Raw genomic sequence first — 26,713 nt, forward strand, 5'->3', positions numbered from 1 at the left:
ACGAGCGCGCGAAAAATCGGTACTCTAATAGAGTGTGACACTTTGAGGAGGGCGTAATTATGGAACTGGAAAAGAATTATCGGATTAATTCCCTCTTTGCGTTCTACCAGCCGTTATTGACGACCAAACAAAACAACTATATGCAGTTGTACTATGGCGATGACTATTCCTTGGGAGAAATCGCTGAGGAATTTAACGTGAGCCGCCAGGCCGTCTACGATAATCTGCGGCGGACCGAAAAGATTCTGGAGGCCTACGAGGCCAAGTTACATCTTTATCAAGAATTTACAGCCAGAAACGATCAGGCCGATGAGATTCAATCTTACGTCAAGGCACATTATCCCCATGACGCAGAGTTGAACCGACTGGTCGCAGGCTTAGAGAACTTAGAAGAACAATGAAAGTTAGGTGGCAAGTTTAATGGCGTTTGAAGGATTGACCGAACGACTACAGAATGCAATGCGGAAGTTGCGGGGAAAAGGAAAGGTTTCTGAAAGCGACCTGCGGGAGACCATGCGCGAAATTCGGCTCGCCCTGTTGGAAGCCGACGTTAACTTTACGGTCGTAAAGGACTTTGTGAAGCAAGTTTGTGAACGGGCGATGGGCGCCGACGTCCTTGAGGGCTTGAACCCGGCGCAACAAATCGTCAAGATTGTTGACGAAGAGTTGACCAAGACCATGGGGGACGAAGCGGTTCCCCTGAATAAAGCACCGAAGATTCCGACAATCATCATGATGGTCGGGCTGCAAGGGGCCGGGAAGACCACCACGGCCGGAAAACTGGCTTTACGGTTGAAGAACGAGGAAAAGGCACGGCCGTTAATGATTGCGGCCGACGTTTACCGACCAGCCGCGATTGATCAATTGGTCCAGGTGGCTGCGGGAATCGACGTCCCCGTCTTCCAATTAGGTACGGATGTCGACCCCGTGGAAATCGTACGCCAGGGGTTGGCTCAAGCCGAAGCCAACCATAACGACTACGTGATCATCGATACCGCCGGACGGTTGCAGATTGATGAACAGCTGATGGATGAGTTGGCCAATATTAAGGCCTTAGCCCACCCGAATGAAATCTTACTGACGGTGGATGCCATGACCGGGCAAAACGCCGTGGCCACAGCCGAAGGGTTCAACGACAAGCTGGACGTGACCGGGGTCGTCTTGACCAAGTTAGACGGGGATACCCGTGGTGGGGCGGCGCTGTCGATTCGGGCCGTGACCGGCAAGCCAATCAAGTTCATTGGGCAAGGGGAAAAGATGACGCAATTAGACGTCTTCCACCCCGACCGGATGGCGTCACGGATCTTGGGAATGGGGGACATGCTGTCCCTGATCGAAAAGACCCAGAAGGAATACGACGCCAAGCAAGCCCAAGAATTGACTGAAAAGATTCAGAAAAATTCCTTTGACTTCAACGATTTCATTGACCAAATCGATCAGATTCAGAAGATGGGGCCGATGGAAGACTTGATGAAGATGATCCCGGGGATGGCGAACAATCCGGCGATGAAGAATGTTCAGGTCGACCCGAAGGATATGGGACACTTAAAGGCGGTAGTCTATTCAATGACGCCCGCTGAACGGACCAATCCCGACCTCTTGAATCCCTCGCGGCGCCGGCGAATTGCGGCCGGTTCTGGGCGGCCGATTCACGAAGTTAACCGGATGATCAAGCAGTTCAACCAGATGAAGAAAATGATGAACCAGATGTCCAAGGGCAACATGTCCGGCATGGAACAGATGATGGGCCAAGCCGGTATGGGCGGCGGTTTGTCCGGCCGGATGCAAAAGATGGCCTTGAACCGGATGTCGCGTCAAATGAAGAAGAAAAAGCGCAAACGGTTGAAGGGCAAACGCCGGAAGAAGTAATTTTCATAGACATTTCACAAAAATTTCGGTATACTCACCTTACAATCATAAGGGAGTAACTGGCAGAATAAAATCTGTGATAATCTCGTCAGCAAGAAGACGTTCCGGGATTACCTTAAATGGTGAGACTTATGTGTGTTCACAAGTATGTGTACGCGCGTAGGTCTCATTTTCTTTTACCAAAAGAAAATGGGGCCCGCGGTACGGCACAGTCATGCAGGAGGAAGAAATATGACGAAAACACCGCTGTATCAGCAACCCATTACCCAGATTTATCAAACGCTGGCCACCACGGAACAGGGACTATCCCCTGATGTGGCGGCCCAACGACTGGCCCAAAACGGTAAAAATGCGTTGAATCAGCAAAAGAAAACTACGCTCATCCAGCGCTTTTTAGGTCAGTTCAAGGACTTAATGATCATTGTCTTACTGGTCGCCGCATTAATTGCCGGGTTGACCGGAGAAATGGTCGATGCCGTGATCATTCTGTTAGTGGTGATTCTCAATGCCGTGTTCGGAGTGTTCCAGGAAGCGAAGGCTGAAGAAGCCATTAACGCGTTAAAGGAGATGTCGGCCCCCAACGCGACGATTCGCCGGAACGGAGAAGTTCTGACGGTCAAGAGTGATGAATTAGTGGTTGGGGATGTGGTCTTACTGGAGGCCGGTGACGTGGTCCCAGCTGATCTGCGGTTAGTAGACGTTGCGGGACTTAAGGTCGAAGAATCAGCGTTGACCGGGGAATCGGTTCCGGTGGAGAAGATCAGTGCGACGTTGACGCAAGACAACTTAGGGTTGGGTGACCGGACGAACCTGGCGTTTATGAACAGTAACGTGACCTATGGCCGGGCGACCGGAGTCGTGATTGCGACCGGGATGCAGACGGAAGTAGGCCGAATCGCGGGGATGCTGGAAGCAGCGGATGAGACGACAACGCCACTCCAGCTCAACTTGATGCAATTAGGAAAAGCGTTAACGGTTCTCATTTTGATCATCGCGGCCGTGGTCTTTGGTTTAGGACTCTGGCGGGGAACGGAGAACGTGATCGACATGCTGTTAACGGCGATTTCGTTAGCCGTTGCGGCGATCCCAGAAGGGTTACCGGCCATTGTGACCATCACCTTGGCGTTAGGGACCCAGCGAATGGCTAAACGCCACGCGTTAGTACGGAAACTGCCGGCCGTAGAAACGTTGGGGAGCACGGACATTATTGCTTCCGATAAGACGGGAACGTTGACGCAAAACAAGATGACGGTGGAAAAGGTCTACCAAAACGGGCACTTGATGGAAGCCGCCGACCAACCCGTGACGGCAGATAATCCGCTGGCTCGGGTCATGATTCTCAGCAACGATACCCAGCAGATGGCGGACGGCTTGGCAGGTGACCCGACTGAAACGGCGTTGGTTCAATACCAGCTGGACCGCGAGTTTCCAGTCGATCAGACGCTGAAAGACCTACCGCGGGTCGCTGAGATTCCGTTTGATTCAGAACGGAAGTTGATGACGACGGCCCACCCGTTGGACGATGGTCGCTTCCTTGTGGCCGTTAAGGGGGCCCCAGATGAATTACTGAAGCGGGTGACCCAAGTGGACTTAGACGGGACTGTGAGTGCGTTTACAGCGGCCCAACGGCAAGACGTCTTAGCGGTCAACCATGAGTTGGCGACCCAAGCGATTCGGGTCTTAGGCTTTGCGTACCGAATCGTTGACCAACTCCCAACCAAGTTGACCACTGAGAATACGGAACAAGAGTTGGTGTTTGCGGGATTGGTTGGGATGATCGACCCTGAGCGTCCCGAAGTGGCCCAAGCCGTCGCAGAAGCCCAGGCAGCGGGGATTCGACCCGTGATGATTACCGGTGACCACCGGGATACGGCGGCCGCGATTGCGGCGCGGTTAGGTATCATCCAGTCCGGAGAGACCCAGGCCGTCTTGACCGGGGCCGAACTTGACGCGATGGACGATGCGACGTTCCAAAAGCGGGTCGGTGATTATGCCGTCTACGCGCGGGTAGCACCGGAGCATAAGGTCCGCATCGTGAACGCTTGGCAGAAGCGTGGTAAGGTGGTCGCGATGACGGGGGATGGCGTGAACGACGCGCCCGCGTTAAAGGCCGCGGATATCGGAATTGGCATGGGGATTACGGGAACGGAAGTGGCCAAGGGCGCCAGTGACATGGTGCTGGCCGACGATAACTTTGCGACGATCGTGGTGGCGGTTGAAGAGGGCCGAAAGGTGTTCGCCAACATTCAAAAGGCCATCCAATACTTACTTTCCGCTAACTTAGGGGAAGTCTTGACCCTCTTCATGATGACCATGTTAGGGTGGCAGATTCTGGCACCCGTCCACATCCTCTGGATCAACCTGGTGACGGATACGTTACCGGCCATTGCACTGGGCATCGAACCACTGGAACGAAACCTGATGAACCGGCCGCCACGTGGTCGGCGGTCGAACTTCTTCTCTGGTGGGGTCCTAAACGGTATCTTGTATCAAGGGTTCCTGGAAGGGGCCTTGACTCTAGGTGTTTACTGGTTTGCCATCACGTATCCGGTGCACGCGGCGTCTGATTTGGCGCATGCCGATGCGTTGACCATGGCCTTTGCCACGTTGGGTCTGATCCAACTGTTCCATGCTTTTAACTCGAAATCGATTCACGGATCCATCTTCAAAGTGGGTCTCTGGCGAAACACCTTCTTTAACTGGGCGATTGCGATTGCCTTTGGGTTACTCGCCATGACGATTTTGATTCCGGGCTTAAACGGGATGTTCCACGTCACGCACTTGGACCTGTACCAGTGGGCAGTGGTCGTTCTGGCAGGTATCTTGATGGTGGTCATTGTAGAAATCGTGAAGTTCTTCCAACGGCGCGTGGTAAAATAAGCCTAAACGCTTTAAAAGGAGGAACTAAGCCGTGGCACTCACTTATTCGGAATGTTTACAGGCGATTGAGGTGGTTTTGGCAACCGATAGCGTCCCCACAATCGTGGGTGAGGCGGGTATCGGGAAGTCCGCCTTAGTGGCGGAACTGGCCCAAAAACGAGGCGCCAAGTTGTTTACGACGGTGGTTAGTTTGGTTGAAAAAGGTGATCTGGTGATCCCAGTTCCCCCGTTGACCAGCGATTCATTCGTCCAGACGAAACATTTTGGTCGGTTAGCCGACGTTCAGTTTGGCTATTCGCATACCTTGGTCGCCCTGATTCGGCAAGCGGAAGCACACCCAGATCAGGAGATCATCTGGTTCTTAGACGAGTTCAACCGGGGAACCCAAGCCGTTCAAAGTGAACTGATGAACCTGGTCTTGCAACGCCAGATCAACGGGTTGCAACTTCCTCAGCAAGTTCATCTGATCTTAGCGGAGAACCCCGATGCAACCATGGCAGGCTTTGCGGCTAGCCATTACGGGGTGACCCCTGGGGATGCGGCAATCGTGGACCGTACCACCCGGTTAGTACTTCAGGCGGACTCCACGACTTGGTTAACTTGGGCGACGACTCAGGTGGCCGGTGTGCCCCGGGTCAGTCCCTTAGTAACCACTTATCTCACCGATCACCCGGCAGAACTGACCGGAACGGTGACCCAGGCAACACCAGACGATGACCTGCGACCAACGCCCCGGGCGTGGACGCGGGTCTCTGGTCTGTTACGGGAGTTAGACCACCGTGACTTGTTGGGACAAGCGGCTCTGGTGCAGGAGCTGATCCGTGGGAACCTGGGGGATGCTGTTGGTTCAGCATTTTCAGGGTACGTCCTCGAACACCGAGCAACGTTGACGGTCGCTGAAGCGTATACGGCTCCCGATGCGGTGACCCGGTTCACTCAGCTCACGCTAGCTCAACAACAGCGCTTGCTGGCCCAGGCGGTGGGTTCTCAGCGGGACTGGCCACTGACCACTGGGCGGTGGGCTCAACGCTTTGATGAACTGTTACGGGCCTGCCCACCGGATGGTCAGTTTGCAATCGCTCGGGCGGTTGCGCAGGCACCGAATTTATTGGAAGAGTTACAAGCCCAGACGGCAACCGTTCCGGCAGTCGCTAAGTTATATGCGGAACTGACAACGATTGGTCAGCGGGGCAGTCAGATCGAGGTGTAGTGGGATGCGCAGTTTGACAGCAAGCTTACAACGCCTAGCTGATCTGCCTGCTCAGACGCAATTTAGGGCAACCCAGCAAGTGTATCGCGATGCCGTGATGTATCTGTTACGGACGGACCCCTTTTATGGCCGGGTGCTCAGCCAACTGACCCTTAAGCTTCGTTCGGGGTCCGCCGTGCTGGCACTGCGGGCGGCAGCCCACGAGTGGCAACTTGTGGTCGATCCTGGACGGTTGGCTAAGGCTAATTGGACGGGGCCACAATGGTTAGCCATGTTGCGGCACACGGTGCTTCATCTCTTGTGGCAGCATCCGGAACGGTACGCAGCGGCCTTGAAGTCGCCCCATCAGGCGGCGTTGGTTCGCTGGGCAACGGATGCGGCGGTCAACGACTATTTAACGGATTTACCGGCGCAGGCGATTACTAGTCGCCGATTGCAGGCGTTGGTGGGACGACCGGTCGCACGCCGTCAGGATTCTAACGCGTATTGGCAGGTCTTACAGCGCTGGCAACGACGAACTCAACCGGGCCACGACTTACCGCAACGGGGACCGAACGACGCTACAGCTGGCCGTCCCGTGGACGCAGCGACTGCGTGGGATGATCACCAGACCTGGACTGAGGCGCCGGCTGACTCGGCCTTAGAGCGTCAGCAATGGCGCCAGCAGTTATTTGCCACTACCGCTGCAGAATTATCGGCGAAGCAACGCGGAACGTTACCTGGTGCCATTCGGGCGGCCTTAGCTGTTGTGCCGGCTCAACGACCGTTAAACTGGCGGGCATTACTGCAGCGCTATCTGGGACAGGTCCCAGCTGGACGTCAGCCCGCTTATGGGCGGTTCAATCGGCGACAACCTTATCGGATGGACTTACCCGGTCAAGTTGTGCAGACTTGGCAGGAGATTCGGGTCTTCGTGGATGAGTCGGGATCGATGGGCAACCAGGAGATTGGCGACTTATTGGGACAGTTAGCGGGGCTCTTGGCCCTATATCCGGCGTCAATCACGGTCTATCCGTTCGATACGCAGGTCCACCTAACCGAGCGGTACCAGTTTACGGGCCGGGTCCATGACGTACAACGCGTTGGCGGCGGGGGGACCCGCTTCCAAGCGGTGTTCGATGCCTTACCGCGCCTGACGCGTCAAGCGGGACAATTGACGATTATCCTGACCGATGGCTATGGCGAAGACCATGTAACGGGGGCCCAATCAGGCAATCTGGTCTGGTTACTGACCAGCCCGGCGACACAGTTGTCGGTACAACCAGCACCGGGCGTGGTGATTAGCTTAGCGGATAATCCAGAATGGCAAGCCCAACGGGAGGGATAACGATGACGCAGATGTTAACGGCCGCGGAATTACGGGCCTTGATCTTACAGCAGCCGGCTTACCTCAATGCGCAGGCCATTTTGGCCGATGATTGGGGTGGCCGGACAACGGCGAACCCACTGTATCAGGCGCCCATCAGCATCGCGGATCTTCGCTTTGTGCGGGACCTGCAAGCCAGTGGGGTGAGTCCAGTGGTCTTGGATTTCACGGATTATGGGGCGGTTCAGACTTGGATCAGCCAGCATCAGACCTACCTGACACCGAACGTGATCAGCTGGTTGCGCCGCCCGTTTGAATAATTTAAAGGTGTAAAGAAAAAACTCTTTACATCATATCCAGAAACTGGTATATTATTACACGTTGAAAGAAATACAGGAGGTGTCTACATGTCAGTAAAGATTCGTCTGAAGCGGATGGGTTCTAAGAAGCGCCCATTCTACCGGATCGTGGTTGCCGATTCTCGGAGCCCTCGTGATGGCCGTTTTATCGAAAACGTTGGGACTTATAACCCAGTTACGAACCCAGCTCAAGTTAAGTTGAACGAAGAATCGATCATGAACTGGTTGAACAATGGTGCTCAACCTTCAGATACGGTTAAGAACTTGCTTTCGAACGCCGGGATCATGAAGCAATACCACGAAGCTAAGTACACTAAAAAGTAGTGATTAGCCATGACCGATTTTAAGGCATTAATTCTTGCAATTGTAAGCCCACTGGTAGATCATCCGGACGCGTTAGCTGTTTCTATGACAGAGACCGACCGGTTCTACGAGTATCGGTTAGCTGTTCATCCGGACGACGTTGGTCGGGTGATTGGTAAGCAAGGCCGTGTGGCACAGGCTATCCGGACAATCGTCTATAGCGTGCGCGTGCAGGGCAATAAACGGGTTCGGCTCATCATTGATGACCAACCAGCAAAGACACTCGAGTGAGGCGGCGACGTTTCCTCGAGTTTTTTGTAGCATATTTTTAAAGACAACGAAGCTAAAACTACCGCTTTACAGCCGGTCACAGTGCGGCATCCGTAAAGCGGCTCACCAAGATAGGAGAAGGATTAATGGCGTACTATACTGTAGGAACTCTGGTAAACACGCACGGCATTAAAGGGGAAGTCCGGGTCGTGGCCACGACTGATTTCCCCCAGAGCCGGTTTGCGGTGGGCGCGACTCTGTTTGCCTTTATGCCGAATCAGCCAACGCCCATTCAACTGACCGTTAAGACGGTGCGGCAACATAAGAACTTTTATCTACTCAGTTTTGCGGGACGCCCATCCATTAACGACGTTGAGGGATTGAAGACGGCGGTCTTGAAGATTGATGATGATCAATTACAGGCGGATGACCTAAAGCCAGGGGAATACTACTACCACCAAATCGTGGGCTTATCCGTGGTGACGGAAGATGGGGAACCGTTAGGAACCATTAAAGAAATCTTGTCACCAGGGGCCAACGACGTGTGGGTCGTGGCGCGACCGGGGCAGTCCGACCTGCTATTGCCCAAAATCGACCAGGTGATTAAACGGGTCGACTTGGACCAGCACCAAGTGACCGTAGAATTAATGGAGGGGCTAGACTAATGCGAATTGACGTCTTAAGTTTATTTCCCGACATGTTTAGTGGTCCCATGCACGATTCAATCGTGGGTAAGGCCATTGAGAATGGCCATTTGACGATGCCCGTGACTAACTTCCGGGATTATTCGACGAACAAGCACGGTAACGTGGACGATTACCCCTTTGGCGGGGGCGCGGGGATGTTGTTACAGCCTCAGCCCATCTTTGATGCGTTAGCGGCGACACAAGCGCAGGCGGCTGCTGAAGGCCTTCCTAAGGGCCGGGTGATTCTGACCGACCCAGCGGGTGTGACCTTTGACCAGCACGTTGCGGAGACGTTTGCCCACGAAGACCACCTGACGTTCCTGTGCGGCCATTATGAGGGCTATGATGAACGAATTCGCCAGCTGGTGACGGATGAGGTCTCTTTAGGGGACTTCGTGTTGACCGGCGGCGAATTGCCGACGATGGTCATGATCGATGCCACTGTGCGGTTGTTGCCCGGGGTCTTAGGCAACGCGGAGTCGGCGCCGGGAGACTCCTTCTCAACGGGGCTGCTGGAGTACCCGCAATACACGCGGCCAGCAGATTTCCGGGGGATGCCGGTGCCCGATGTCTTGATTAGTGGAAACCATCAGAAAATCGACGAATGGCGGCTCAAGGAGTCTCTTCGACGGACTTACTTGCGCCGACCGGATCTGATTGACCACCAGCAGTTGACGCCGTTACAGAAGCGGTTGCTCGCGGATGTACGGATTGAAGAAGAGGAACGACAAAAGCAGGAGTCAAGAAAATAACCTTTACAGGGGTTAGCAGATATGCTACACTTATTTTTGGCTGTTTAGCCACATAAACAACATTCCGCTGTCGAAACTGAGAATGAATGTTGGCGAAAGGAAAGAATAAATTATGCGCCAAAACCAATTAATTGCTAAGATTAACCAAGCTCAATTACGTGATGACTTACCAGACTTCCGTGCTGGGGATACTGTTCGGGTTCACGCCCGGATCGTTGAAGGTACCCGCGAACGGATCCAATTGTTCGAAGGTGTCGTTATCAAGTGTAAGGGTGCCGGTGTCCAAGCGACCTACACTGTTCGTAAGATCAGTAACGGGATCGGTGTGGAACGGATCTTCCCATTACACTCACCACGTGTTGCTAAGATTGATGTTGTTCGTCAAGGTAAGGTTCGTCGTAACAAGCTTTACTACTTACGTGACCTTAACGGTAAGGCTGCGCGGATTCCAGAACGTCGCCGCGGCTAATCAACAACACAAAAAAACACCAACCCTTGTGGTCGGTGTTTTTTTGTGTCCAATTTTTAGTTAAGGTTCTTCTTGATGTAATCGGCGGAAGCCTGCAGCTTGTCGAGTTCGTCTTGTGGTAGGTCCAAAGTGATCTGTTGTTCAACCCCTTGGCGACCGATAATGGCTGGGTAGGAGAGGTAAGTACCATACTCAGCGCGGTAGTTGGAGATGGGAAGTTCCTCGTGGGCGTCGTTGATGACGGCCATCGCTAAGCGAACGGCAGCGGTTGAAACCCCGTAGTTGGTGTAGCCCTTGCCGTTAAAGACGGTGAAGCCACCCATCCGGACGTCTTCGTTGATCTGGTCGAGGTCCAAGCCTTGTTTGGCAGCTAGGTCCGCGACGGGTTGATCCAGAACTTTGACGGTGGACCAGGCTGTGAATTGGGAGTTTCCGTGTTCACCCAAGTTGTAGCCTTCAACGGAGCGGGGATCGACGTGGAAGGCCTTACCGACGGCGCGTTTCATCCGAGCGCCGTCCAAGAGGGTCCCGGTCCCGATGACCCGTTCCTTAGGAAGTCCGGTGAGTTCTTGATAGAGGGAGGTCATGACGTCATTGGGATTGCTGATGACGACTAAGGTCCCGTTGAACTTGGTTTGTTTGAGCTCGTTAGCGACGGCTTTGACGTCGTCACCGGTGGGCTTGAGTTCGGCAAAGCGGTTGGGATGATCGCCCCCTAGGAGTTTGATATGCCCCACGGAAGAAATCACGACGTCCGCGTCGTCTAATTGGTGATAATCGTTGACGTAGATGTTGGTGTGGTAAGGCAGGTTCGCCATGGCGTCTTCGAAGTCCAGGGCGTCAGCTTGGACTTTCTTGAGGTTCTGGTCGATGAGCACCAGTTCATCAACGAAGCCTCCTGCGACAATGTAATGCGCGCAAGCTGCTCCGACGTTGCCCATGCCAATGATGCCAATTTTTCTAGTCATTGAAGCCACTCCTCATAAACAAAATTTTTATACATGAAACCACTTTCATTATACGCTTGATTTTGGGCGGGTTCGAGGGGGAGAGGTATCGAACTTTGCGAAAGCAAATTTATAGTTAAATGGGAAAAAGTTGTCAAGACGTCTTTTTCTTAAATGTGGGGTCAAGAAAAGTGAGTATTTTCCTGAATTTAAGTGCAGAGACGAGTATACTTTTCTGAGTGGGAACCACTAGATAGTGTGATTAATCAAAAAAAGACAACTGTATATAGTGATTCGTGCAATTATACAGTTGTAGTTAACGGTTTATGCAAAAGTGATATTTTACACAATTAGGAGCATCAAGCGGGTTTAGGTACTTATTTGTTTTTTGTCAAAATAGGACTATTTTGAAACACAATGTCAAAATAGAGATAACGCTGGTATAAAAAAGCGCTAAATTTGTCAAAATATTGGCTGTGTGGTTAATTTGGCCATGGTAGGATAAAGCTTGTAAGAAACCGATTACAAAAAAATTAGGAGGTCACATGCTTATGCAAGCGGGTGTTGTGAACGAATTGAGTTTTATAAGTCAGTTACATCCGCTAACGGTGATGGGCTACTTTATTGAATTATTTACGCTACTATTACTGTTTAATCATCTAATCCTAGTAATAGGGATACTTATTTCACTTATTGGTGTTTGTAGCTGCTATTTTGACTCTCAAAAGGTTCGTCGACTACTGGTTAGTAGTTTGAGTTTTATGGGGATTATCTTCGCGTTCAATCTTGTCTTGAATCAGACAGGTAGGCGGTTGATCTGGCAGTGGCACTTTATGAATTGGGAATTTAATTTGACTGAATCGGGCGTTATCTATGGGTTAACCATGGCTTTATCGTTAGGAGCTATGATTATTGCGTTTGTTTGGTTCAACGGTGTCATGACGATTCCCAAGATAAGTTACATATTGTTTCCAGTAGTGCCACGATTGGCAATGTTATTGACCATTTCCTTACGGTTAGTGGATTTATTTGTTCAGAAGATGGAGCGGTTAGTAATGCTACAGAAAAATCGTAACATCATAATTAGTGAAGGGAGCTTTGGTCAACGACTTAAAAGTACCGGACAACTGTTGCGAATTGTTTTGATCGATGGCGTTTCTGATTCAATGGGGACGGCAGTGCTAATGGAGGCTCGTGGTTTTGGTGCCCGGAAGCGGAGTCAGTATCAGCGCTTTTGCTTCCAAATAGCGGATGGCATCTTTTTAGGCGTGGCAACGGGATTGTTTGGTTTATTGCTCCTAGCACGGTTACAGGGATGGGGGTGGACGAGTGACGTGGTTATGGTGCAGTGGCAACACGTACATGATTGGTCACTAGTCGGATTATTAATTATTTTTATTGGATTACCACTTATTGGGGAAGGAGGATACCGATTGTGGGCCAACTAATACGAATAAATAAGTTAACCTTTAGCTATCCGGGTACCAAGACACTAGCGCTAGAAGATATTCAGTTTTCGATTCAAAAAGGGGACTTTTTAGTTTTAGCGGGAACTACTGGAAGCGGAAAGACGACTTTGTTAAAACAACTAAAGCAAGAGCTATTACCGGCAGGGCAAAAAAAGGGAGAGGTTCTATATAAGGGACAAGCGATTGCGGACATAAAGCAAACGAGCAGCGCACAAGAAATTGGGTTTGTAGCTCAGAATCCACAGACGCAGCCCATTATGGCAACCGTTATTGAAGAATTGGCTTTTCCACTGGAAAACTTAGGCTACTCTAGTGATGTTATTAATAGTCGGATTGCTGAATTGGCTAATTTTTTGGGACTTGATAAGTTCCTGACACGATCAATCAAGACGTTATCGGGTGGACAAGTTCAACTGGTAAATCTTGCATCGGTCTTGGCGCTTAAGCCGGAGATCATTCTTTTAGATGAACCGACAGCCCAGTTGGATCCGACTACTGCTCAGAACTTTTTAAACGTGTTGCGTCAAGTACATGATGAATTAGGAACGACCATTGTTTTAACCGAACACCGGTTGAGTCGGGTATTAGGGCTGGCTAACCGATTAGTTGTCTTGCAAGCAGGCAAACTCCTTTGTGATGGGAGCGTGTCCGAGGGTCTACGTAAAATGGCAAAAATGCCAGAGCTATCTGAGTTTGTGCCGCCTATTCCACACTTTTTTTTACAACATAGGATACCTGTCGCAACTTTACCGCTCTCTATTCCAGCGGGGCGTCACTTATTGGTAGCTGGTGGTGAAAAGTTCAGATTGAAGCGGAATTTGAAACCGCAGTTAGTATCTCAAGGGATACGCTTATTGACGGCCAAAAATATCACATTAGACTTTAACGGACATGTGGTGTTACGGCATCTAAATCTGGAATTATCTCAAGGAGATTGGTTGGCTATTATTGGAAAAAATGGTTCAGGTAAATCAACGCTCCTGTCGGTACTGGCCGGCCTACTAAAGCCGCAACACGGTAAAGTTCGGTTGAAAAATCAAGTTGTTTGGAAGTTATCCAATCAACTTCGCTTACAAAAAATTGCGTATCTTTCTCAGAATCCGCTTGAACAATTTAGCGGAAAAACTGTTCGTGAAGAATTGGAAGATCAGAATCGTTTAGCAGATGAGCCATTCACGACGCAACAGATAGTAACACTTATGACCGAATTGCAGTTGACTGATGTGGCCAATCATAATGTTTTTGATCTTAGCGGTGGTCAACAGCAGCTCTTGGGACTCGGAATTTGTTTGGTGACGCAACCTAAAGTCTTGTTATTGGATGAGCCCACTAAGGGACTTGATCCAACGACTAAGGGGAAATTGGGTACTATTTTGAAACGTGTACACGCTCAGGGGACGACCATTGTGATGGCTAGTCATGATATGAATTTTTGTGCGCGATATGCAAAGCAATGTACTTTCATGTTTAACGGACAAGTTAATCCACCAGTAACTAGCCGTAAATTTTTTACTCAAAACTTTATATTCACAACGGCGATTAATCGATTACTGGCAAATCAGGTGCCGACAGCCTTATTTGCCGATGATGTGACGAAACTTACGACGGTGAAAGGAGGTGAACAAAGTGACGACGCGCAGAATCGGCTGGCTTAGCCCCTTAATTATTGCCCTAGTTGGTATGGCGGTCTTATTGGGGTTAATGTTGTTATTTAAAGGAAAACACTATGTATGGTTTAGTTTTGGATGTCTAGCTTGCAGTATTTTACCGGCCTATTGGCGGTTTGAACATCAGCAAATGGGGACACGGTTATTAGTGTTCCTAGCTGTGATTGTTGCATTAGGTGTTCTGGGAAGGGTCCCGTTAGCAGCGATTCCCAATGTTCAGCTAACAAGTTTTGTAGTACTGGTCAGCTCGGTAAGCTTAGGGCCTGAACTGGGCTTCGTTTCTGGGTCGACGATGGCGTTAGTTTCTAATCTATTTTTAGGTCAAGGTCCTTGGACTCCCTGGCAAATGTTGGCTTGGGGTGTGATGGGATTACTAACGGGATTATTTCGGAAGAGCATACTTAAAGACCAACTATGGTGGATGGTTATTTGGGGTGCGTTGTGGGGATTATGGTTCGGCTGGATATTGGATTTGTGGTACGCCTTAGCGTACGTTCATCCGTTACGTCCCGCTAGTTTCTTCTTATCCTTTGCATCTAGTTTTCCGTTTGATGCACTGCATGCAGCAACGAATGCGATTAGTATTTTAGTGTTGTATCGGCCTTGGCATCGACTGATGGATCGTTTGATTTTAAAGTACAAAATTTTATAAAAAGGGTGATTGTTAATGTTTAGTACGAAAAAAGTAATGGTGGCTTCAATGACGACGATTTTAGCTTTAGGGGCCTTAGTACCGGTGGCGGATGCAGCCGGTGTAAAGAGTGCTTCTAAGAGTTATCAGACTAGTAAGCAAAAAAAAGCTTATACATACGCTAAAAAGATGTTAAAGCAAAATAAAGATGGGTTAACGTCTAAGGGAAAGATGTTTAGTAAGGCGGCGTATCCTACGACTGGTGCGGCTTCGGGGTACTCAGATTTTCTACTGGGTCTGAAAAAGCAAGGATATAAGTTTACTAAGAGTCAAAAGAAGTTAGTTAAAAAGAATCTGGTAATCTCTAAGAAAAGTGATCCTGCCACTTTAGCAACTGCGATTATTGGATTACAAGCGATTGGTGTTAATCCAACTAAGTATAAGCCCGCTGGTGCTAAGAAATCTTTGAATCTGGTTAATACGTTGTATAAGAAGTCGATGACGAAACAGACGGTTAACGTTCAGAGTCAAACTTTAATTGCAGTTTCCTCTAATAAGACGTTTAAGAAGCCAAGTAAAGCTGCTTTCTCCAAAACATCACTCAGTAAGCGCATTGCGAAGAATCAACAATCGAATCATGGTTGGGCTTATAATAATACGGTTGCCAGTGTTGATAGTGATACAACGGCCATGGCAGTCACGGCCTTAGGCATGGGGAAGAGCCATAACGGAGTAGTGACTAAAGCAGCCAAGCAAGGCCGTAACTATTTAAAAAAGAATATTTATAAGAGTGGGGCGTTTGGTTATACCTACAATGGTAAGGAGAACCCAAATGCCAACTCAACGGCAGAAGCAATCATTGCTTTGTCAACCAATAAAGCAACTGCTAAGTTGATTAACCAGAAAGCGATTAAGTCTGCTCAAAAGGCCACGCCATTACGTAACATGTTAGGGTATGTTCAGCATGCCGGCACCATTAAAGGTGCTTATAGTATGACTTTGGCTTATGGACAAGTTAGTGTAGCAACGGCCGCTTACCATAACGGGAAGTATACGAATAAGTTTGTCTATCAATTTAAATAATGACATCTTACGGAGGTTAAAGCATGAAGAAGCAGGCGGGGATTATCATTGCAATCGCTGTTACTCTTTTGACGATGGGTACGGCATTTGTCATTCAGCATTACGCGAGTGCTAATCAGCCGGTGGCTGAACAAACAGTTAGTTCGTCGTCTATATCGCGGAATGATCACTATTCTGCAAACCAATCGACGAGTTCATCGGTTACATCACAAGCGCACCATTCCGTTAAGCAGGTAACGAAGCAGTCGTCAAGACATAAAACGACTCGTGAAAGAAACGGAAAGCAGTTGACTAGGCAGAGTAAGGCGCAAACCGTAGTTCCGACCAAAAAACAAGCTTCTTCGGCATCATCTAGTCCTCAAGCTAAGGCAGCATCACAAGCAACGACCAAGCAAACCACCAAAACTACTACGTCTAGTCAGCATGCGTCTGAAACGGTGCACCTCACTGTTAGTGGTTATAAGAAAACTTTTTTTGATGGAACGGTTAAAATTAATCGGCATTCGACGGCATTTTCTGTTCTTCAAGCCTCAAAATTAAAGATCAACTATCAAAATGGGGTTGCTGTTTATGTAAGTAGTATTAATGGTTTGGCGGAAAATGAAGTTAAAGTCGGTAGTGGTTGGAAATTTAAAGTCAATGGTAAGTTTATTGATAAAGGGGCCAACAAGGAGCCTGTCTCAAATCATGATCGTGTACATTGGTACTTTACGACTAAGGGTTATTAAGGGGTGGTAAGATGAAACGGGCAATGTTTGTTGGCACTATTGGTTGTGGTAAGACAACGTTATTGCAGCGACTAAATCGTCTTACGATTCACTATAATAAAACCCAATCGGTAGAGTTTTTCAAGAATATTATTGATACACCAGGGGAATTTATTGAACATCGCCGGATGTATACTAATATTGCAACCACAGCGATGGATGCGGATGTTGTGGTACTATTGCAGAGTGTTACGGATCAGCGTCTAATTTTTCCAGAAGCTTTTAGCACGATGTTTGGTCGCCCGGTAGTAGGGGTGGTTACTAAAATTGATTTGGCGACGACGCTAGATCAATTAAAGTGGGCAGAAAAACAGCTTAGGGAAGCAGGAGCTCAACGAATCTTTGAGGTATCTGCTTTGAAGGATTTACAGTTGGATGAATTCCAAGCTTATTTAGAAGAGAAATAATCGGTTAATTAAGGGTGTCTCAGACGTGTATCATGTGCGTTGAGGATGCCCTTTTAAGGTTTTTAAAGATGAAGCAAAATAATATAAAAGCGCTTACATTATCCTGCTATTTTCCTTTAAATTAGCAAATACTTGTTTCAGTCAGGCTAATTTAAGATAAAAACGGCATAGATCCCTATGCTACACTAAAAATCGAGGCTGTTGAATAAATAAAACGATAAGGCAGGTGTTTTACAATGGATGGTTTTATTGGTGAGTTTTTTGGAACGTTAATTTTAATCGTTTTAGGTGCCGGAACCTGCGCCAGTGTTAATTTGAAAAAGACATATGGTCAGGGTTCGAACTGGACGTACATATCCGTAGCTTGGGGATTGGCGGTGACAATGGGTGTTTATGTCGGGGGCGCATTAGGCTCAGATGGTCATCTAAATCCAGCTGTAACGATTGGATTTGCTGCTTTTGGGTTTTTCCCATGGAGCGAAGTGATTCCGTATCTATTAGGACAGTTCTTAGGTGCTTTTGTAGGTGCTGCAATTGTTATTATTCATTTTTATCCCCACTTTAAAGCCAGCAAGAGTGAGTCGGAGGGAAACCAAGTGGGAATTTTTGCTACTCGACCTGCAATTTATAGCCCGTTTTTAAACTTTATGTCTGAATTAATTGCAACGTGGGCGTTTGTTTTCATCCTATTGAACTTAGGAGATTTTACGCAAGGCTTAAAGCCATTTATCGTGGGAACTTTGATCACGGTTGTGGGGATGGCACTAGGAACGACAACTGGATTTGCGTTGAATCCGGCACGTGATTGGGGTCCACGATTAGCTTATTCGGTTTTGCCGGTACCTAACCGGGGTAAGACGCATTGGGAATACGCCTGGGTGCCAATGTGTGGACCAATTGTCGGGGGCGTTCTTGCGGCTGGACTGCAGGTCCTGTTGAAGTAATAATGCGATATTAGTAGACGTATGGGGGATATAGTCTACATATTGATTATAAAAGATAAGCCAATGGTCGGAATTTTCCAACCATTGGCTTATCTTTTTAGTGCTATTTATTTTGAGAATCCTGGGAATAATCCGTATAGACCCATTGGATCACTGACTTATCGTTGGCAGGCGTTTCATCAGCGGATTGCAAAGGCTGCTGGCCATCTACTGTGTAAACCCATCCACGATTGCCGTCAGTGTCTCCTAGGTCACCAATCCGGTTGACGTAGGTCGTTCCGTCAGTTGAATCTGCAAGGTATTTGATGTGATTGGACTTGAAGAAATCCTTGGAGACGTCATAGACACTTTCACTATTTTCCCAGTCTAGTTTCCTAGGAATGGTATAAATTTTTTGAATCGTATGATTTCGTTGACGAAATTCTGAAGGGGTTAAGCCAGTCTTACGCTTAAAGATCTTTGTAAAGTAACTGGTTTGAGAGAATCCAATTTGATTAGAAATCTGCTGGATTGTATCGGTTGACAGGGCCAACTTTTCTTGAGCCAGAGCGACCTTTTGGTTGTTAACGTATTCTACAAAGTTAACGTGCAGATACTTTTTAAAAAGGCGACTTAGGTAAGAGGGGGATAAAAATGCTTTTTGAGCCACTTCGTTTAGGGATAGAGACTGTTGAATATTTTGGTGAATGTAGTCAACGGCTAGAGTGATGCTACGGCTAGCAGCATCCCGATCATCTAACTGGTCGAGTTTCATAGCACGAGTTGGCTGAGAGGACTTGGTGGGCATCGTGGCGGTTTGATGGTTACCAAAGAAGTCATGAAGGTAGTTGATCTGACTAACCTGATCGGAAGTTAGGGGTTCCCAGACTTTGACGGTTCCTAAAGTTGGGGTGTCGATAATTTCATTCATAATATTTTGCAAGTAGCTTTGTGACAAGAAGAGTCGTTTCTTTGAAACATCAGTTGTTTCGCAAAGAACTGCGCCCCAGAGTTGCTGATTGAGACTAACGGGGAAGACGGCATAATTTTCAAAGGTTTCATCGACCAGTGTACTCTCAATTGCCTCAGTATTGAGGTAAACAAAATCATCAGCGAGTAAGATACCGCCAAACCCAAAAAACATCGTTTTGATTTGGGTCAGGCTGGTAAAAGTTGCCAAAGAATGGGCTAAGGATCGGTAATCTTCTTGTTTTGGTGAATAAGTGAGCATTATATTTTTCCTCCTACTAAGCAATTAATCTATTGATGAATATATTGTCCCCGTAGCAAATAAAACGCTATCACAGAAACAGTTTAACTAAATAATAATATGAAATCAAGCGCATTTTTTCGCACGACTTGTACATATTCGCACTTTAAGTACTATCTCATAACTAACCACAAATTATTGTCAGAGATATCTGGTTATTGTTAAAAATAGTGATAGCCGGCTTTTATACAATGAAGACGTTTTCAAAAACCGCCATGCAATTTAGTGAGCTAGGCTTGTTGATTAGTTAACTAAATTGCTTGGTAATAACTGGAGGTATTGTCATGGAACAAGAAGCACTCGGTTTAATTGAAACGAAGGGTCTCGTCCCTGCCATTGAAGCAGCTGATTCAATGGTAAAAGCTGCTAACGTTGATCTGATTGGTCAAGAAAAAATTGGTCATGGCTTAGTAACGACCATGGTTCGTGGAGATGTTGGTGCCGTTAAAGCGGCTGTAGATGCAGGGGTTGCCGCTGCTGAAAATATTGGCGAAGTTTTATCGAATTACGTCATCCCACGTCCACATACCGATGTTGAAAAAATCTTGCCCCAAAAGAAGTAACGGTTATTTGGGTGTCTAGATGATGGTGCAACAACAGTTAATGAATCGGGTTTTAACTGAACTTCTGCAACAGGGGATGACGCTTCCGGCGTCATCTTCTCAATCATCGGGAGGAATAATGATGGATAATTTCTTAAACTCAACCAGCGTAGTTCCTGAATTCGTGGGAGCTAGTCAGACTGGTGACACAATTGGAATGTGTATTCCCAGTGTGGATGCAATCTTATTGGATCATCTGCATGTCTCCAAGAAATTCACAGTTATTGGGGTATTAAGTTCCCGAACGGGAGCCGGTCCACAGATTATGGCGATGGATGAAGCTGTTAAGGCTACTAACACTGAAGTTATTGATGTGGAATGGCCCCGTGATACGAAGGGAGGCGCAGGACACGGTGTTCTAATTCTCATTGGAGGGTATGATCCCTCTGATGTCCGTTCTGCCATTCAAGTGGCATTGGACAATTTAAGCCGAACCTTTGGTGATGTTTATAATGCTGCTGCGGGACACTTGGAACTTCAATTTACTGCACGTGCAGCCGGTGCTGTACATATGGCATTTGGGGCTCCTGAAGGGAAAGCTTATGGCTTGATTTGTGGAGCTCCATCAGGAATCGGGGTTGTTATGGCCGATACCGCAATCAAGACAGCAGGAGTCGATGTCTTATCGTTTGCTTCGCCGAGTCATGGTACGAGTTTTTCTAACGAAGGTACGGTTCATATTAGTGGAGATTCTGGTGCGGTGCGGCAAGCTGTGATTGCTGGTCGTGAAGTTGGGCTGAAGCTACTAGCGCAGTTAGGCGAAAAGCCAGTTGCTGATTTTCCGTCTTACATTCGCTAGAGAGGAGGAACTTTAATTGAAACGTCAAAAACGCTTTGAAGCACTTGAAAAACGTCCCATTCATTTAGATGGATTTGTCAAAGAATGGCCTGAAGAAGGTTTCGTTGCCATGATGGGGCCTAATGACCCTAAGCCAAGTATCAAGATTGAGAATGGCAAGGTTACTGAAATGGATCAAAAGCCTGCCAAGGATTTTGATTTGATTGATCTGTATATTGCCAAGTACGGGATCAAATTAGAAAATGCCGAAAAGGTCATGGCGATGGATTCCACTAAGATTGCCAATATGCTATGTGATCCGAACGTTGGTCGGGACGACATTATTGCCCTGACGACCGCGATGACACCAGCGAAGGCCGAAGAAGTTATCAGTAAGTTGAACTTCGCAGAAATGATTATGGCTACCCAAAAAATGCGACCACGGCGGACACCAGCGACGCAATGTCACGTGACGAACATTCGGGATAATCCAGTTCAAATCGCAGCTGATGCGGCCGATGCCGCATTACGGGGATTCCCAGAACAGGAAACGACAACAGCCGTTGCCCGGTACGCACCATTGAACGCCATCTCACTGTTGGTTGGAGCTCAAACTGGCCGTCCTGGGGTCATCAGTCAATGTTCCGTTGAAGAAGCTGCTGAATTGAACTTAGGGATGCGAGGCTTCACCGGTTACGCCGAAACCATTTCCGTTTACGGAACTGACAAGGTCTTTACCGATGGTGATGACACGCCTTGGTCTAAAGGATTTTTAGCATCTTGCTATGCTTCTCGTGGGTTGAAGATGCGGTTCACCTCTGGCTCCGGTTCTGAAGTCATGATGGGCTACACCGAAGGAAAGTCCATGCTGTACTTGGAATCACGTTGTATCTTCATTACCAAGGCATCCGGGGTTCAAGGTTTACAAAATGGTGGTGTTAGTTGTATCGGAATTCCTGGATCCGTCCCAGGTGGGATTCGTTCCGTCTTGGGCGAAAATCTCTTGTGCATGATGCTTGACCTTGAATGTGCTTCCGCCAATGACCAAGCCTTCTCACACTCTGATATGCGTCGGACGGAACGGCTCTTAGGTCAATTCATTGCTGGAACCGATTATATTTCTTCCGGTTACTCTTCCACGCCAAATTACGACAACACGTTTGCTGGGTCGAACACGGATGGCTTGGACTACGATGATTACTATGTCATGGAACGGGACTTAGCTATTAACGGTGGGATTCATCCTGTGACTGAAGATGCCATTATTAAGGGTCGAAACAAGGCTGCCAAGGCATTACAAGCTGTCTTTGAAGACCTGGGTCTGCCCAAAATCACCGACGAGGAAGTTGAAGCAGCGACCTACGCAAATACGTCGAAAGACATGCCTGACCGAAACATGGTTGAAGACATGAAAGCTGCCCAAGATTTGATGGATCGTGGAATCACCGCCGTTGATGTGGTCAAGGCCCTTTACAACCACGGATTTAAGGACGTTGCCCAAGCCGTCTTAGACCTACAAAAGCAAAAAGTTTGTGGGGATTTCTTACAGACGTCTGCCATCTTTGATGAGAATTGGAACGTCATTTCCGCTGTTAACGATGCCAATGACTACCGAGGTCCTGGTACAGGTTACCGGTTGGAAGAAGATACCGATGAATGGGAACGGATTAAGAACATTCCGTTTGCCATCGATCCACAGCACATGCAACTTTAGTCCGTAAGGGGGTTAACATTGTGGCTCAAGAAATCAATGAAGATTTATTACGTAATATCATTCGCGACGTGATTGCTGAAACTCAGCAGGTCGATAAGCCAATTTCGTTTAGCGAAAGCACCGCGACAGCAACTGCCGAAGTACCACACGAAACGAAGCCAGGGGCGGAAGCAGAACGGCCTGTCGATTGGTTTAAGCACGTTGGCGTTGCTAAGCAAGGCTATTCCCGCGATGAAGTTGTCATCGCTGTGGCACCTGCCTTTGCTGAAGTACTAGACCATAACTTGACGGGGATTAGCCATAAAGAAATCCTACGTCAGGTCATTGCCGGTATCGAGGAAGAAGGTTTGAAAGCCCGTGTCATCAAGGTATATCGGACATCAGATGTTTCTTTCTGTGGTTCAGAAGGTGATCACCTTTCTGGCTCAGGCATTGCCATTGCTATCCAGTCTAAAGGGACAACAATCATTCATCAGAAGGATCAAGAACCACTGTCAAACTTGGAATTGTTCCCGCAAGCACCTGTTTTAGACGGCGATACTTACCGGGCAATTGGGAAGAATGCTGCACAGTATGCGAAGGGAATGTCCCCGAGTCCAGTGCCAACGGTTAACGATCAAATGGCTCGGGTACAGTACCAAGCACTGTCAGCCCTAATGCACATCAAGGAAACTAAGCAAGTGGTTGTCGGTAAGCCGGCTGAAGAAATCGAAGTTAACTTTAACTAGGAGGAATTGGTCATGAGTGAAATTGACGACTTAGTTGCGAAAATCGTTCAACAGATTGGCGACAACGGGAGTGCCAGCACGACCGCTTCCCAATCCACGACGACAACTAACGAAAAGGAATTGAAGCGTAACGATTACCCGTTATACAGCAAGCACCCGGAATTGGTCCGTTCACCATCTGGTAAAGCCTTAAAGGACATTACGTTGGACAACGTTATTAACAACAACATCAAGTCTAACGATCTCCGAATCACGCCTGATACTTTGCGGTTACAAGGTGAAGTGGCTAGCGATGCGGGGCGGGATGCCATTCAACGGAACTTCAAACGGGCCGCTGAATTAACATCTATTCCGGATGCACGGTTATTGGAAATGTACAATGCCTTGCGACCATACCGGTCCACAAAGGCCGAGTTGTTGGCGATCTCTAGTGAACTAAAAGACAAGTATAATGCTCCAGTGAACGCCGGATGGTTTGCAGAAGCCGCTGACTACTATGAATCTCGTAAGAAACTCAAGGGTGACAACTAGTTAGGAGTCTTCGTATGGCAAAAGTGATTGGGGTTGACATTGGTAACTCATCAACAGAAGTGGCGCTAGCTGACGTTTCCGAGAACGGTGAAGTCCAATTTATCGGTTCTGGAATCTCCGCGACCACAGGGATTAAGGGAACGAAACAGAACCTGATTGGAATCAAAAAGTCACTCAGACAAGTGTTAGATACGACCCATCTTGAGCTAAATGACATTGATTTGATTCGAATTAACGAGGCAACGCCAGTTATTGGGGATGTGGCGATGGAGACCATTACGGAAACCGTCATCACGGAATCCACGATGATTGGCCATAATCCGAACACGCCGGGTGGTTTAGGAATCGGTTCTGGATATACTGTTGAACTCCTACAGCTCCTCAAACAGACCGACAAGTCACGGAAGTACATTGTTTTGATTCCGAAGACTATCGATTTTGAGGATGCCGCGAAATTGATCAACGTATACACCAAGGCTGGCTTTCAGATTACCGCTGCGATTCTCCAAAATGATGATGGGGTCCTGATTGATAATCGACTAGAAAGCAGAATTCCTATTGTGGACGAGGTTTCCCAAATCGACAAAGTTCCCGTTGGAATGCTGGCAGCAGTCGAGGTGGCGGATAAAGGGAAAGTGATTTCTCAGCTTTCTAACCCGTATGGCATCGCTACGCTTTTTGGTCTCACTTCTGATGAAACCAAAAATATTGTCCCGGTTTCCCGGGCCTTGATTGGTAACCGTTCAGCGGTGGTCATTAAGACACCAGAAGGGGATGTGAAAGCACGGGTCATTCCGGCCGGTTCAATCAAAATCGAAGGCATTCGTGATTCAGATTCCGTTAATGTTGCCGCCGGCGCCGAAGCGATTATGAAGAAAATCAATGAGTTTGATCGGATTCAGGACATCACAGGTGAGTCGGGGACCAATGTTGGCGGCATGCTGGAAAAAGTACGGCAGACGATGGCGGATTTGACGGCTAAGCAAAACAAAGATATTGCGATTCAAGATTTACTGGCGGTCAATACGTCAGTGCCCGTGAAGGTTCAAGGTGGTCTGGCCGGTGAATTTTCAACTGAGGAGGCTGTCGGTATTGCTGCGATGGTCAAGTCTGATCACCTACAGATGCAGGTGATTGCCAACCTGATTCAAGACGATATGCATATTCCGGTCGAGATTGGGGGAGCTGAAGCTGAAGCTGCTATTCTCGGGGCCTTGACGACACCGGGAACCACCAAGCCGATTGCAATTTTGGACTTAGGAGCTGGATCAACGGATGCCTCGATTATTAACAAGGAAAATCAAATCGTGGCGATTCATTTAGCCGGTGCCGGTGACATGGTCACCATGATTATTAATTCCGAATTGGGGTTAGATGATATTTATCTAGCTGAGGATATCAAAAAGTATCCGTTAGCTCGGGTCGAAAACCTTTTCCAAATTCGTCATGAAGATGGTACTGTCCAGTTCTTTGATAAGCCGTTACCATCTGACATCTTTGCCCGGACTGTGGTCATAAAACCTGATGGTTACGTGCCATTGCCAGGTGACTTGAACATTGAAAAGGTCAAGACGATTCGGCAGACGGCGAAGAAGCGAGTCTTCGTTGAGAACGCTCAGCGGGCCTTAAAACATGTGAGTCCGACTGGCAACATCCGTGACATTCCATTTGTGGTTATTGTAGGAGGGTCTGCTTTGGACTTTGAAATCCCGCAATTAGTTACTGATGAACTGTCCCACTACAATTTAGTGGCGGGTCGTGGAAATATTCGTTCGATTGAAGGACCACGAAACGCCGTGGCAACGGGGTTAATTCTCTCGTATGCCCAGGAAAGAAGGGACGCTCATGTCAGTTGACACGGACCGACCAGCAATCTTGATTGCGGTGACCTCCGATACGACCGTTCCCACTGATTTGAAAGCGCTACTAGACGGAATTGAGGAAGAAGAGATTCCGGTTAATATGGCGCAAATTAGCGTACCAACGGCGGTCGAACGAGCCTATCAGGCAGCCCTAGCTTCCCGACTTTCTGTGGGAATCGGATTCGATGACCAACAGATTATCGTTCACTACAAGAACTTGCCCAGTGATCAGCCACTATTTAGTGTCTCTCGGACGGATACCGCGCAGTTTCGGGCACTGGGAGCGAATGCTGCTCGATTAGTCAAAGGTGTGCCCTTTAAGAAGTTGAAGGATTAGGCGGTGAAAAAACGATGCAAACAATTGGTTATATTGAAGTTTCGGGGTTGACCAACGCAATTGTGGTTGCTGACAAGATGTTAAAGACTGCAGAAGTTGAGTTATCGGCACTGGATAACACCAAAGGTGGTGGCTGGATCATGGTTGTCATCAAAGGTGATGTGGCTGCCGTGTCTGTCGCCATCGAAATCGGTAAGCAGACGGTGGGTGATGCTTACGTCGGATCAACTGTCTTAGCAAATCCGGCGCCAGGAATCGATGGGTTAAGTCAAGGGGGCCTATTTACCACCCCGGGGCCCAGACCGGATCCTGATCCCCAGACGCCAACACCAACTAAGACTTCGGAACACTCGGTTGGTAAAGTACCCCAGGTTGAAGTGATCCAACCGGAAACATCGGGAACCGCACCGACAAATGGTGTGCCTGTCAAGGTACAACCGGTGGAAGACGTCACGGAAACTACAAAGAAAGCCACGTGTAACTTGTGTGGCGATCCTAAGTGTTCGCGAAAACTTGGCGAACCTCGCAAAAAGTGTCTCCATTATCGAGAACTGTTTAGCAAAGACCACAAATAATAGGAGGAAATTATTATGAATAACGCTTTAGGAATGATTGAAACCAAAGGATTAGTTGCTTCGATCGAGGCCGCTGATGCAATGGTCAAAGCAGCCAATGTTGAAATGATGGGCCAAGAAAAAATTGGAAGCGGCCTAGTCACAGTTATGGTTCGTGGTGATGTTGGTGCCGTTAAGGCTGCCGTAGATGCTGGAGTCGCTGCTGCTGAGAACATTGGTGAAGTGATGAGTTCATATGTTATCCCTCGCCCACATGCTGAAGTTGAAAATATCTTGCCTAAATCTAGTAACTCAGTTAAGTAAATATCAGCACTAAGT

At 48.2% G+C, this 26,713-nt stretch carries 29 protein-coding genes; 27 read left to right on the forward strand and 2 right to left on the reverse strand.

Annotated features, from left to right (window positions below; genetic code table 11):
* The first annotated feature begins 59 nt into the window (after positions 1–59).
* From RIN67_RS05915 to rplS, 11 genes are all read left to right on the forward strand, one after another.
* The gene (locus tag RIN67_RS05915) at positions 60–401 is read left to right on the forward strand and encodes a putative DNA-binding protein (RefSeq protein ID WP_024746450.1); all 342 of its coding nucleotides are present in this window, start codon (positions 60–62) and stop codon (positions 399–401) included.
* 19 nt (positions 402–420) lie between these two features.
* Entirely contained in the window at positions 421–1,869 is a 1,449-nt protein-coding gene (ffh, locus tag RIN67_RS05920) for a signal recognition particle protein (protein WP_264998995.1), read from the forward strand.
* 231 nt (positions 1,870–2,100) lie between these two features.
* Positions 2,101–4,749: a cation-translocating P-type ATPase gene (locus RIN67_RS05925; protein WP_264998994.1), complete on the forward strand. Its 2,649-nt coding sequence runs from the start codon at positions 2,101–2,103 to the stop codon at positions 4,747–4,749.
* A 31-nt stretch (positions 4,750–4,780) separates the two neighbouring features.
* On the forward strand, positions 4,781–5,959 hold the full coding sequence (locus RIN67_RS05930) for an AAA family ATPase (protein WP_264998993.1): 1,179 nt from the start codon (positions 4,781–4,783) through the stop codon (positions 5,957–5,959).
* A 4-nt stretch (positions 5,960–5,963) separates the two neighbouring features.
* Positions 5,964–7,286, forward strand: coding sequence for a vWA domain-containing protein (locus RIN67_RS05935; RefSeq protein WP_264998992.1), 1,323 nt, complete (start codon positions 5,964–5,966; stop codon positions 7,284–7,286).
* Positions 7,287–7,288: 2 nt separating this feature from the next.
* The gene (locus RIN67_RS05940; RefSeq protein ID WP_264998991.1) at positions 7,289–7,585 is read left to right on the forward strand and encodes a hypothetical protein; all 297 of its coding nucleotides are present in this window, start codon (positions 7,289–7,291) and stop codon (positions 7,583–7,585) included.
* An 87-nt stretch (positions 7,586–7,672) separates the two neighbouring features.
* Positions 7,673–7,948, forward strand: coding sequence for a 30S ribosomal protein S16 (rpsP, locus tag RIN67_RS05945; RefSeq protein WP_024746444.1), 276 nt, complete (start codon positions 7,673–7,675; stop codon positions 7,946–7,948).
* Between the two features lie 9 nt (positions 7,949–7,957).
* A complete protein-coding gene (locus RIN67_RS05950) occupies positions 7,958–8,218 on the forward strand; it encodes a KH domain-containing protein (RefSeq protein WP_264998990.1) in 261 nt (86 codons plus the stop codon).
* Between the two features lie 125 nt (positions 8,219–8,343).
* Positions 8,344–8,862 carry a ribosome maturation factor RimM gene (rimM, locus tag RIN67_RS05955; protein WP_264998989.1) on the forward strand — a complete coding sequence of 173 codons (519 nt, stop codon included), beginning with the start codon at positions 8,344–8,346 and terminating at the stop codon, positions 8,860–8,862.
* Positions 8,862–9,635, forward strand: a complete 774-nt coding sequence (trmD, locus tag RIN67_RS05960) for a tRNA (guanosine(37)-N1)-methyltransferase TrmD (protein WP_264998988.1) — start codon at positions 8,862–8,864, stop codon at positions 9,633–9,635. Before rimM ends, trmD begins: the two co-directional genes overlap by 1 nt.
* 112 nt (positions 9,636–9,747) lie before the next feature.
* On the forward strand, positions 9,748–10,104 hold the full coding sequence (gene rplS, locus RIN67_RS05965) for a 50S ribosomal protein L19 (RefSeq protein ID WP_264998987.1): 357 nt from the start codon (positions 9,748–9,750) through the stop codon (positions 10,102–10,104).
* 56 nt (positions 10,105–10,160) lie between these two features.
* On the opposite strand, the gene RIN67_RS05970 is transcribed toward rplS, so the two are convergent.
* Positions 10,161–11,072: an L-lactate dehydrogenase gene (locus RIN67_RS05970; protein WP_107738887.1), complete on the reverse strand. Its 912-nt coding sequence runs from the start codon at positions 11,070–11,072 to the stop codon at positions 10,161–10,163.
* Between the two features lie 530 nt (positions 11,073–11,602).
* On the opposite strand from RIN67_RS05970, the gene RIN67_RS05975 reads away from it, so the two are divergent.
* The 7 genes from RIN67_RS05975 to RIN67_RS06005 all read left to right on the forward strand — a co-directional run bounded on the left by RIN67_RS05975 (position 11,603) and on the right by RIN67_RS06005 (position 18,019).
* The gene (locus RIN67_RS05975) at positions 11,603–12,499 is read left to right on the forward strand and encodes an energy-coupling factor transporter transmembrane component T (RefSeq protein ID WP_264998986.1); all 897 of its coding nucleotides are present in this window, start codon (positions 11,603–11,605) and stop codon (positions 12,497–12,499) included.
* Positions 12,487–14,175 (forward strand): ABC transporter ATP-binding protein, encoded by a 1,689-nt coding sequence (locus tag RIN67_RS05980; protein ID WP_264998985.1) that lies wholly within the window; start codon positions 12,487–12,489, stop codon positions 14,173–14,175. The genes RIN67_RS05975 and RIN67_RS05980 overlap by 13 nt, the downstream gene beginning before the upstream one ends.
* Before the next feature lie 25 nt (positions 14,176–14,200).
* On the forward strand, positions 14,201–14,839 hold the full coding sequence (locus tag RIN67_RS05985; RefSeq protein ID WP_264999064.1) for an ECF transporter S component: 639 nt from the start codon (positions 14,201–14,203) through the stop codon (positions 14,837–14,839).
* Positions 14,840–14,854: 15 nt separating this feature from the next.
* Entirely contained in the window at positions 14,855–15,901 is a 1,047-nt protein-coding gene (locus RIN67_RS05990; RefSeq protein WP_107738893.1) for a prenyltransferase/squalene oxidase repeat-containing protein, read from the forward strand.
* Between the two features lie 23 nt (positions 15,902–15,924).
* Positions 15,925–16,629, forward strand: a complete 705-nt coding sequence (locus RIN67_RS05995) for a DUF4430 domain-containing protein (protein ID WP_264998984.1) — start codon at positions 15,925–15,927, stop codon at positions 16,627–16,629.
* A gap of 11 nt (positions 16,630–16,640) precedes the next feature.
* The gene (locus tag RIN67_RS06000; protein ID WP_264998983.1) at positions 16,641–17,075 is read left to right on the forward strand and encodes a EutP/PduV family microcompartment system protein; all 435 of its coding nucleotides are present in this window, start codon (positions 16,641–16,643) and stop codon (positions 17,073–17,075) included.
* Positions 17,076–17,311: 236 nt separating this feature from the next.
* A complete protein-coding gene (locus tag RIN67_RS06005) occupies positions 17,312–18,019 on the forward strand; it encodes an MIP/aquaporin family protein (RefSeq protein WP_056943695.1) in 708 nt (235 codons plus the stop codon).
* A gap of 103 nt (positions 18,020–18,122) precedes the next feature.
* On the opposite strand, the gene RIN67_RS06010 is transcribed toward RIN67_RS06005, so the two are convergent.
* The gene (locus RIN67_RS06010; RefSeq protein WP_264998982.1) at positions 18,123–19,229 is read right to left on the reverse strand and encodes a helix-turn-helix domain-containing protein; all 1,107 of its coding nucleotides are present in this window, start codon (positions 19,227–19,229) and stop codon (positions 18,123–18,125) included.
* Between the two features lie 323 nt (positions 19,230–19,552).
* Between RIN67_RS06010 and RIN67_RS06015 the strand changes: the two genes are divergently transcribed.
* The 9 genes from RIN67_RS06015 to RIN67_RS06055 are packed head-to-tail and all read left to right on the forward strand — an operon-like array spanning position 19,553 to position 26,698.
* Entirely contained in the window at positions 19,553–19,831 is a 279-nt protein-coding gene (locus RIN67_RS06015) for a BMC domain-containing protein (protein WP_056943693.1), read from the forward strand.
* Between the two features lie 19 nt (positions 19,832–19,850).
* The gene (gene pduB, locus RIN67_RS06020; protein WP_264998981.1) at positions 19,851–20,669 is read left to right on the forward strand and encodes a propanediol utilization microcompartment protein PduB; all 819 of its coding nucleotides are present in this window, start codon (positions 19,851–19,853) and stop codon (positions 20,667–20,669) included.
* Positions 20,670–20,685: 16 nt separating this feature from the next.
* Positions 20,686–22,362, forward strand: a complete 1,677-nt coding sequence (locus RIN67_RS06025) for a propanediol/glycerol family dehydratase large subunit (RefSeq protein WP_264998980.1) — start codon at positions 20,686–20,688, stop codon at positions 22,360–22,362.
* 20 nt (positions 22,363–22,382) lie between these two features.
* The gene (locus RIN67_RS06030) at positions 22,383–23,090 is read left to right on the forward strand and encodes a propanediol/glycerol family dehydratase medium subunit (RefSeq protein WP_056943690.1); all 708 of its coding nucleotides are present in this window, start codon (positions 22,383–22,385) and stop codon (positions 23,088–23,090) included.
* A gap of 12 nt (positions 23,091–23,102) precedes the next feature.
* Entirely contained in the window at positions 23,103–23,621 is a 519-nt protein-coding gene (locus RIN67_RS06035) for a diol dehydratase small subunit (RefSeq protein ID WP_264998979.1), read from the forward strand.
* Positions 23,622–23,635: 14 nt separating this feature from the next.
* Positions 23,636–25,477 carry a diol dehydratase reactivase subunit alpha gene (locus tag RIN67_RS06040; protein WP_264998978.1) on the forward strand — a complete coding sequence of 614 codons (1,842 nt, stop codon included), beginning with the start codon at positions 23,636–23,638 and terminating at the stop codon, positions 25,475–25,477.
* The gene (locus RIN67_RS06045) at positions 25,467–25,820 is read left to right on the forward strand and encodes a glycerol dehydratase reactivase beta/small subunit family protein (protein ID WP_264998977.1); all 354 of its coding nucleotides are present in this window, start codon (positions 25,467–25,469) and stop codon (positions 25,818–25,820) included. Before RIN67_RS06040 ends, RIN67_RS06045 begins: the two co-directional genes overlap by 11 nt.
* A 14-nt stretch (positions 25,821–25,834) precedes the next feature.
* Complete coding sequence (locus RIN67_RS06050) at positions 25,835–26,395, forward strand: BMC domain-containing protein (protein ID WP_264998976.1); 561 nt, start codon at positions 25,835–25,837, stop codon at positions 26,393–26,395.
* Between the two features lie 12 nt (positions 26,396–26,407).
* On the forward strand, positions 26,408–26,698 hold the full coding sequence (locus tag RIN67_RS06055) for a BMC domain-containing protein (RefSeq protein ID WP_275452881.1): 291 nt from the start codon (positions 26,408–26,410) through the stop codon (positions 26,696–26,698).
* The last annotated feature ends 15 nt before the right edge of the window (positions 26,699–26,713 follow it).

Origin of the sequence: Levilactobacillus namurensis (genome assembly GCF_032197885.1) — a bacterium.
GTDB lineage: Bacteria > Bacillota > Bacilli > Lactobacillales > Lactobacillaceae > Levilactobacillus > Levilactobacillus namurensis_A.

What these genes read in the sequence shown, in the direction of transcription:
- rimM (WP_264998989.1), top strand. Translation starts at nt 8,344, where the DNA reads ATGGCGTACTATACTGTAGGAACTCTGGTAAACACGCACGGCATTAAA.
- RIN67_RS05995 (WP_264998984.1), top strand. Translation starts at nt 15,925, where the DNA reads ATGAAGAAGCAGGCGGGGATTATCATTGCAATCGCTGTTACTCTTTTG.
- RIN67_RS05915 (WP_024746450.1), top strand. Translation starts at nt 60, where the DNA reads ATGGAACTGGAAAAGAATTATCGGATTAATTCCCTCTTTGCGTTCTAC.
- RIN67_RS06040 (WP_264998978.1), top strand. Translation starts at nt 23,636, where the DNA reads ATGGCAAAAGTGATTGGGGTTGACATTGGTAACTCATCAACAGAAGTG.
- rpsP (WP_024746444.1), top strand. Translation starts at nt 7,673, where the DNA reads ATGTCAGTAAAGATTCGTCTGAAGCGGATGGGTTCTAAGAAGCGCCCA.
- RIN67_RS05990 (WP_107738893.1), top strand. Translation starts at nt 14,855, where the DNA reads ATGTTTAGTACGAAAAAAGTAATGGTGGCTTCAATGACGACGATTTTA.
- RIN67_RS06035 (WP_264998979.1), top strand. Translation starts at nt 23,103, where the DNA reads ATGAGTGAAATTGACGACTTAGTTGCGAAAATCGTTCAACAGATTGGC.
- trmD (WP_264998988.1), top strand. Translation starts at nt 8,862, where the DNA reads ATGCGAATTGACGTCTTAAGTTTATTTCCCGACATGTTTAGTGGTCCC.
- RIN67_RS06045 (WP_264998977.1), top strand. Translation starts at nt 25,467, where the DNA reads ATGTCAGTTGACACGGACCGACCAGCAATCTTGATTGCGGTGACCTCC.
- pduB (WP_264998981.1), top strand. Translation starts at nt 19,851, where the DNA reads ATGATGGTGCAACAACAGTTAATGAATCGGGTTTTAACTGAACTTCTG.
- RIN67_RS05935 (WP_264998992.1), top strand. Translation starts at nt 5,964, where the DNA reads ATGCGCAGTTTGACAGCAAGCTTACAACGCCTAGCTGATCTGCCTGCT.
- RIN67_RS05985 (WP_264999064.1), top strand. Translation starts at nt 14,201, where the DNA reads ATGGCGGTCTTATTGGGGTTAATGTTGTTATTTAAAGGAAAACACTAT.
- RIN67_RS06005 (WP_056943695.1), top strand. Translation starts at nt 17,312, where the DNA reads ATGGATGGTTTTATTGGTGAGTTTTTTGGAACGTTAATTTTAATCGTT.
- RIN67_RS05950 (WP_264998990.1), top strand. Translation starts at nt 7,958, where the DNA reads ATGACCGATTTTAAGGCATTAATTCTTGCAATTGTAAGCCCACTGGTA.
- RIN67_RS05970 (WP_107738887.1), bottom strand. Translation starts at nt 11,072, where the DNA reads ATGACTAGAAAAATTGGCATCATTGGCATGGGCAACGTCGGAGCAGCT.
- RIN67_RS05975 (WP_264998986.1), top strand. Translation starts at nt 11,603, where the DNA reads ATGCAAGCGGGTGTTGTGAACGAATTGAGTTTTATAAGTCAGTTACAT.
- RIN67_RS06015 (WP_056943693.1), top strand. Translation starts at nt 19,553, where the DNA reads ATGGAACAAGAAGCACTCGGTTTAATTGAAACGAAGGGTCTCGTCCCT.
- RIN67_RS05925 (WP_264998994.1), top strand. Translation starts at nt 2,101, where the DNA reads ATGACGAAAACACCGCTGTATCAGCAACCCATTACCCAGATTTATCAA.
- ffh (WP_264998995.1), top strand. Translation starts at nt 421, where the DNA reads ATGGCGTTTGAAGGATTGACCGAACGACTACAGAATGCAATGCGGAAG.
- rplS (WP_264998987.1), top strand. Translation starts at nt 9,748, where the DNA reads ATGCGCCAAAACCAATTAATTGCTAAGATTAACCAAGCTCAATTACGT.
- RIN67_RS06010 (WP_264998982.1), bottom strand. Translation starts at nt 19,229, where the DNA reads ATGCTCACTTATTCACCAAAACAAGAAGATTACCGATCCTTAGCCCAT.
- RIN67_RS06050 (WP_264998976.1), top strand. Translation starts at nt 25,835, where the DNA reads ATGCAAACAATTGGTTATATTGAAGTTTCGGGGTTGACCAACGCAATT.
- RIN67_RS06000 (WP_264998983.1), top strand. Translation starts at nt 16,641, where the DNA reads ATGAAACGGGCAATGTTTGTTGGCACTATTGGTTGTGGTAAGACAACG.
- RIN67_RS05940 (WP_264998991.1), top strand. Translation starts at nt 7,289, where the DNA reads ATGACGCAGATGTTAACGGCCGCGGAATTACGGGCCTTGATCTTACAG.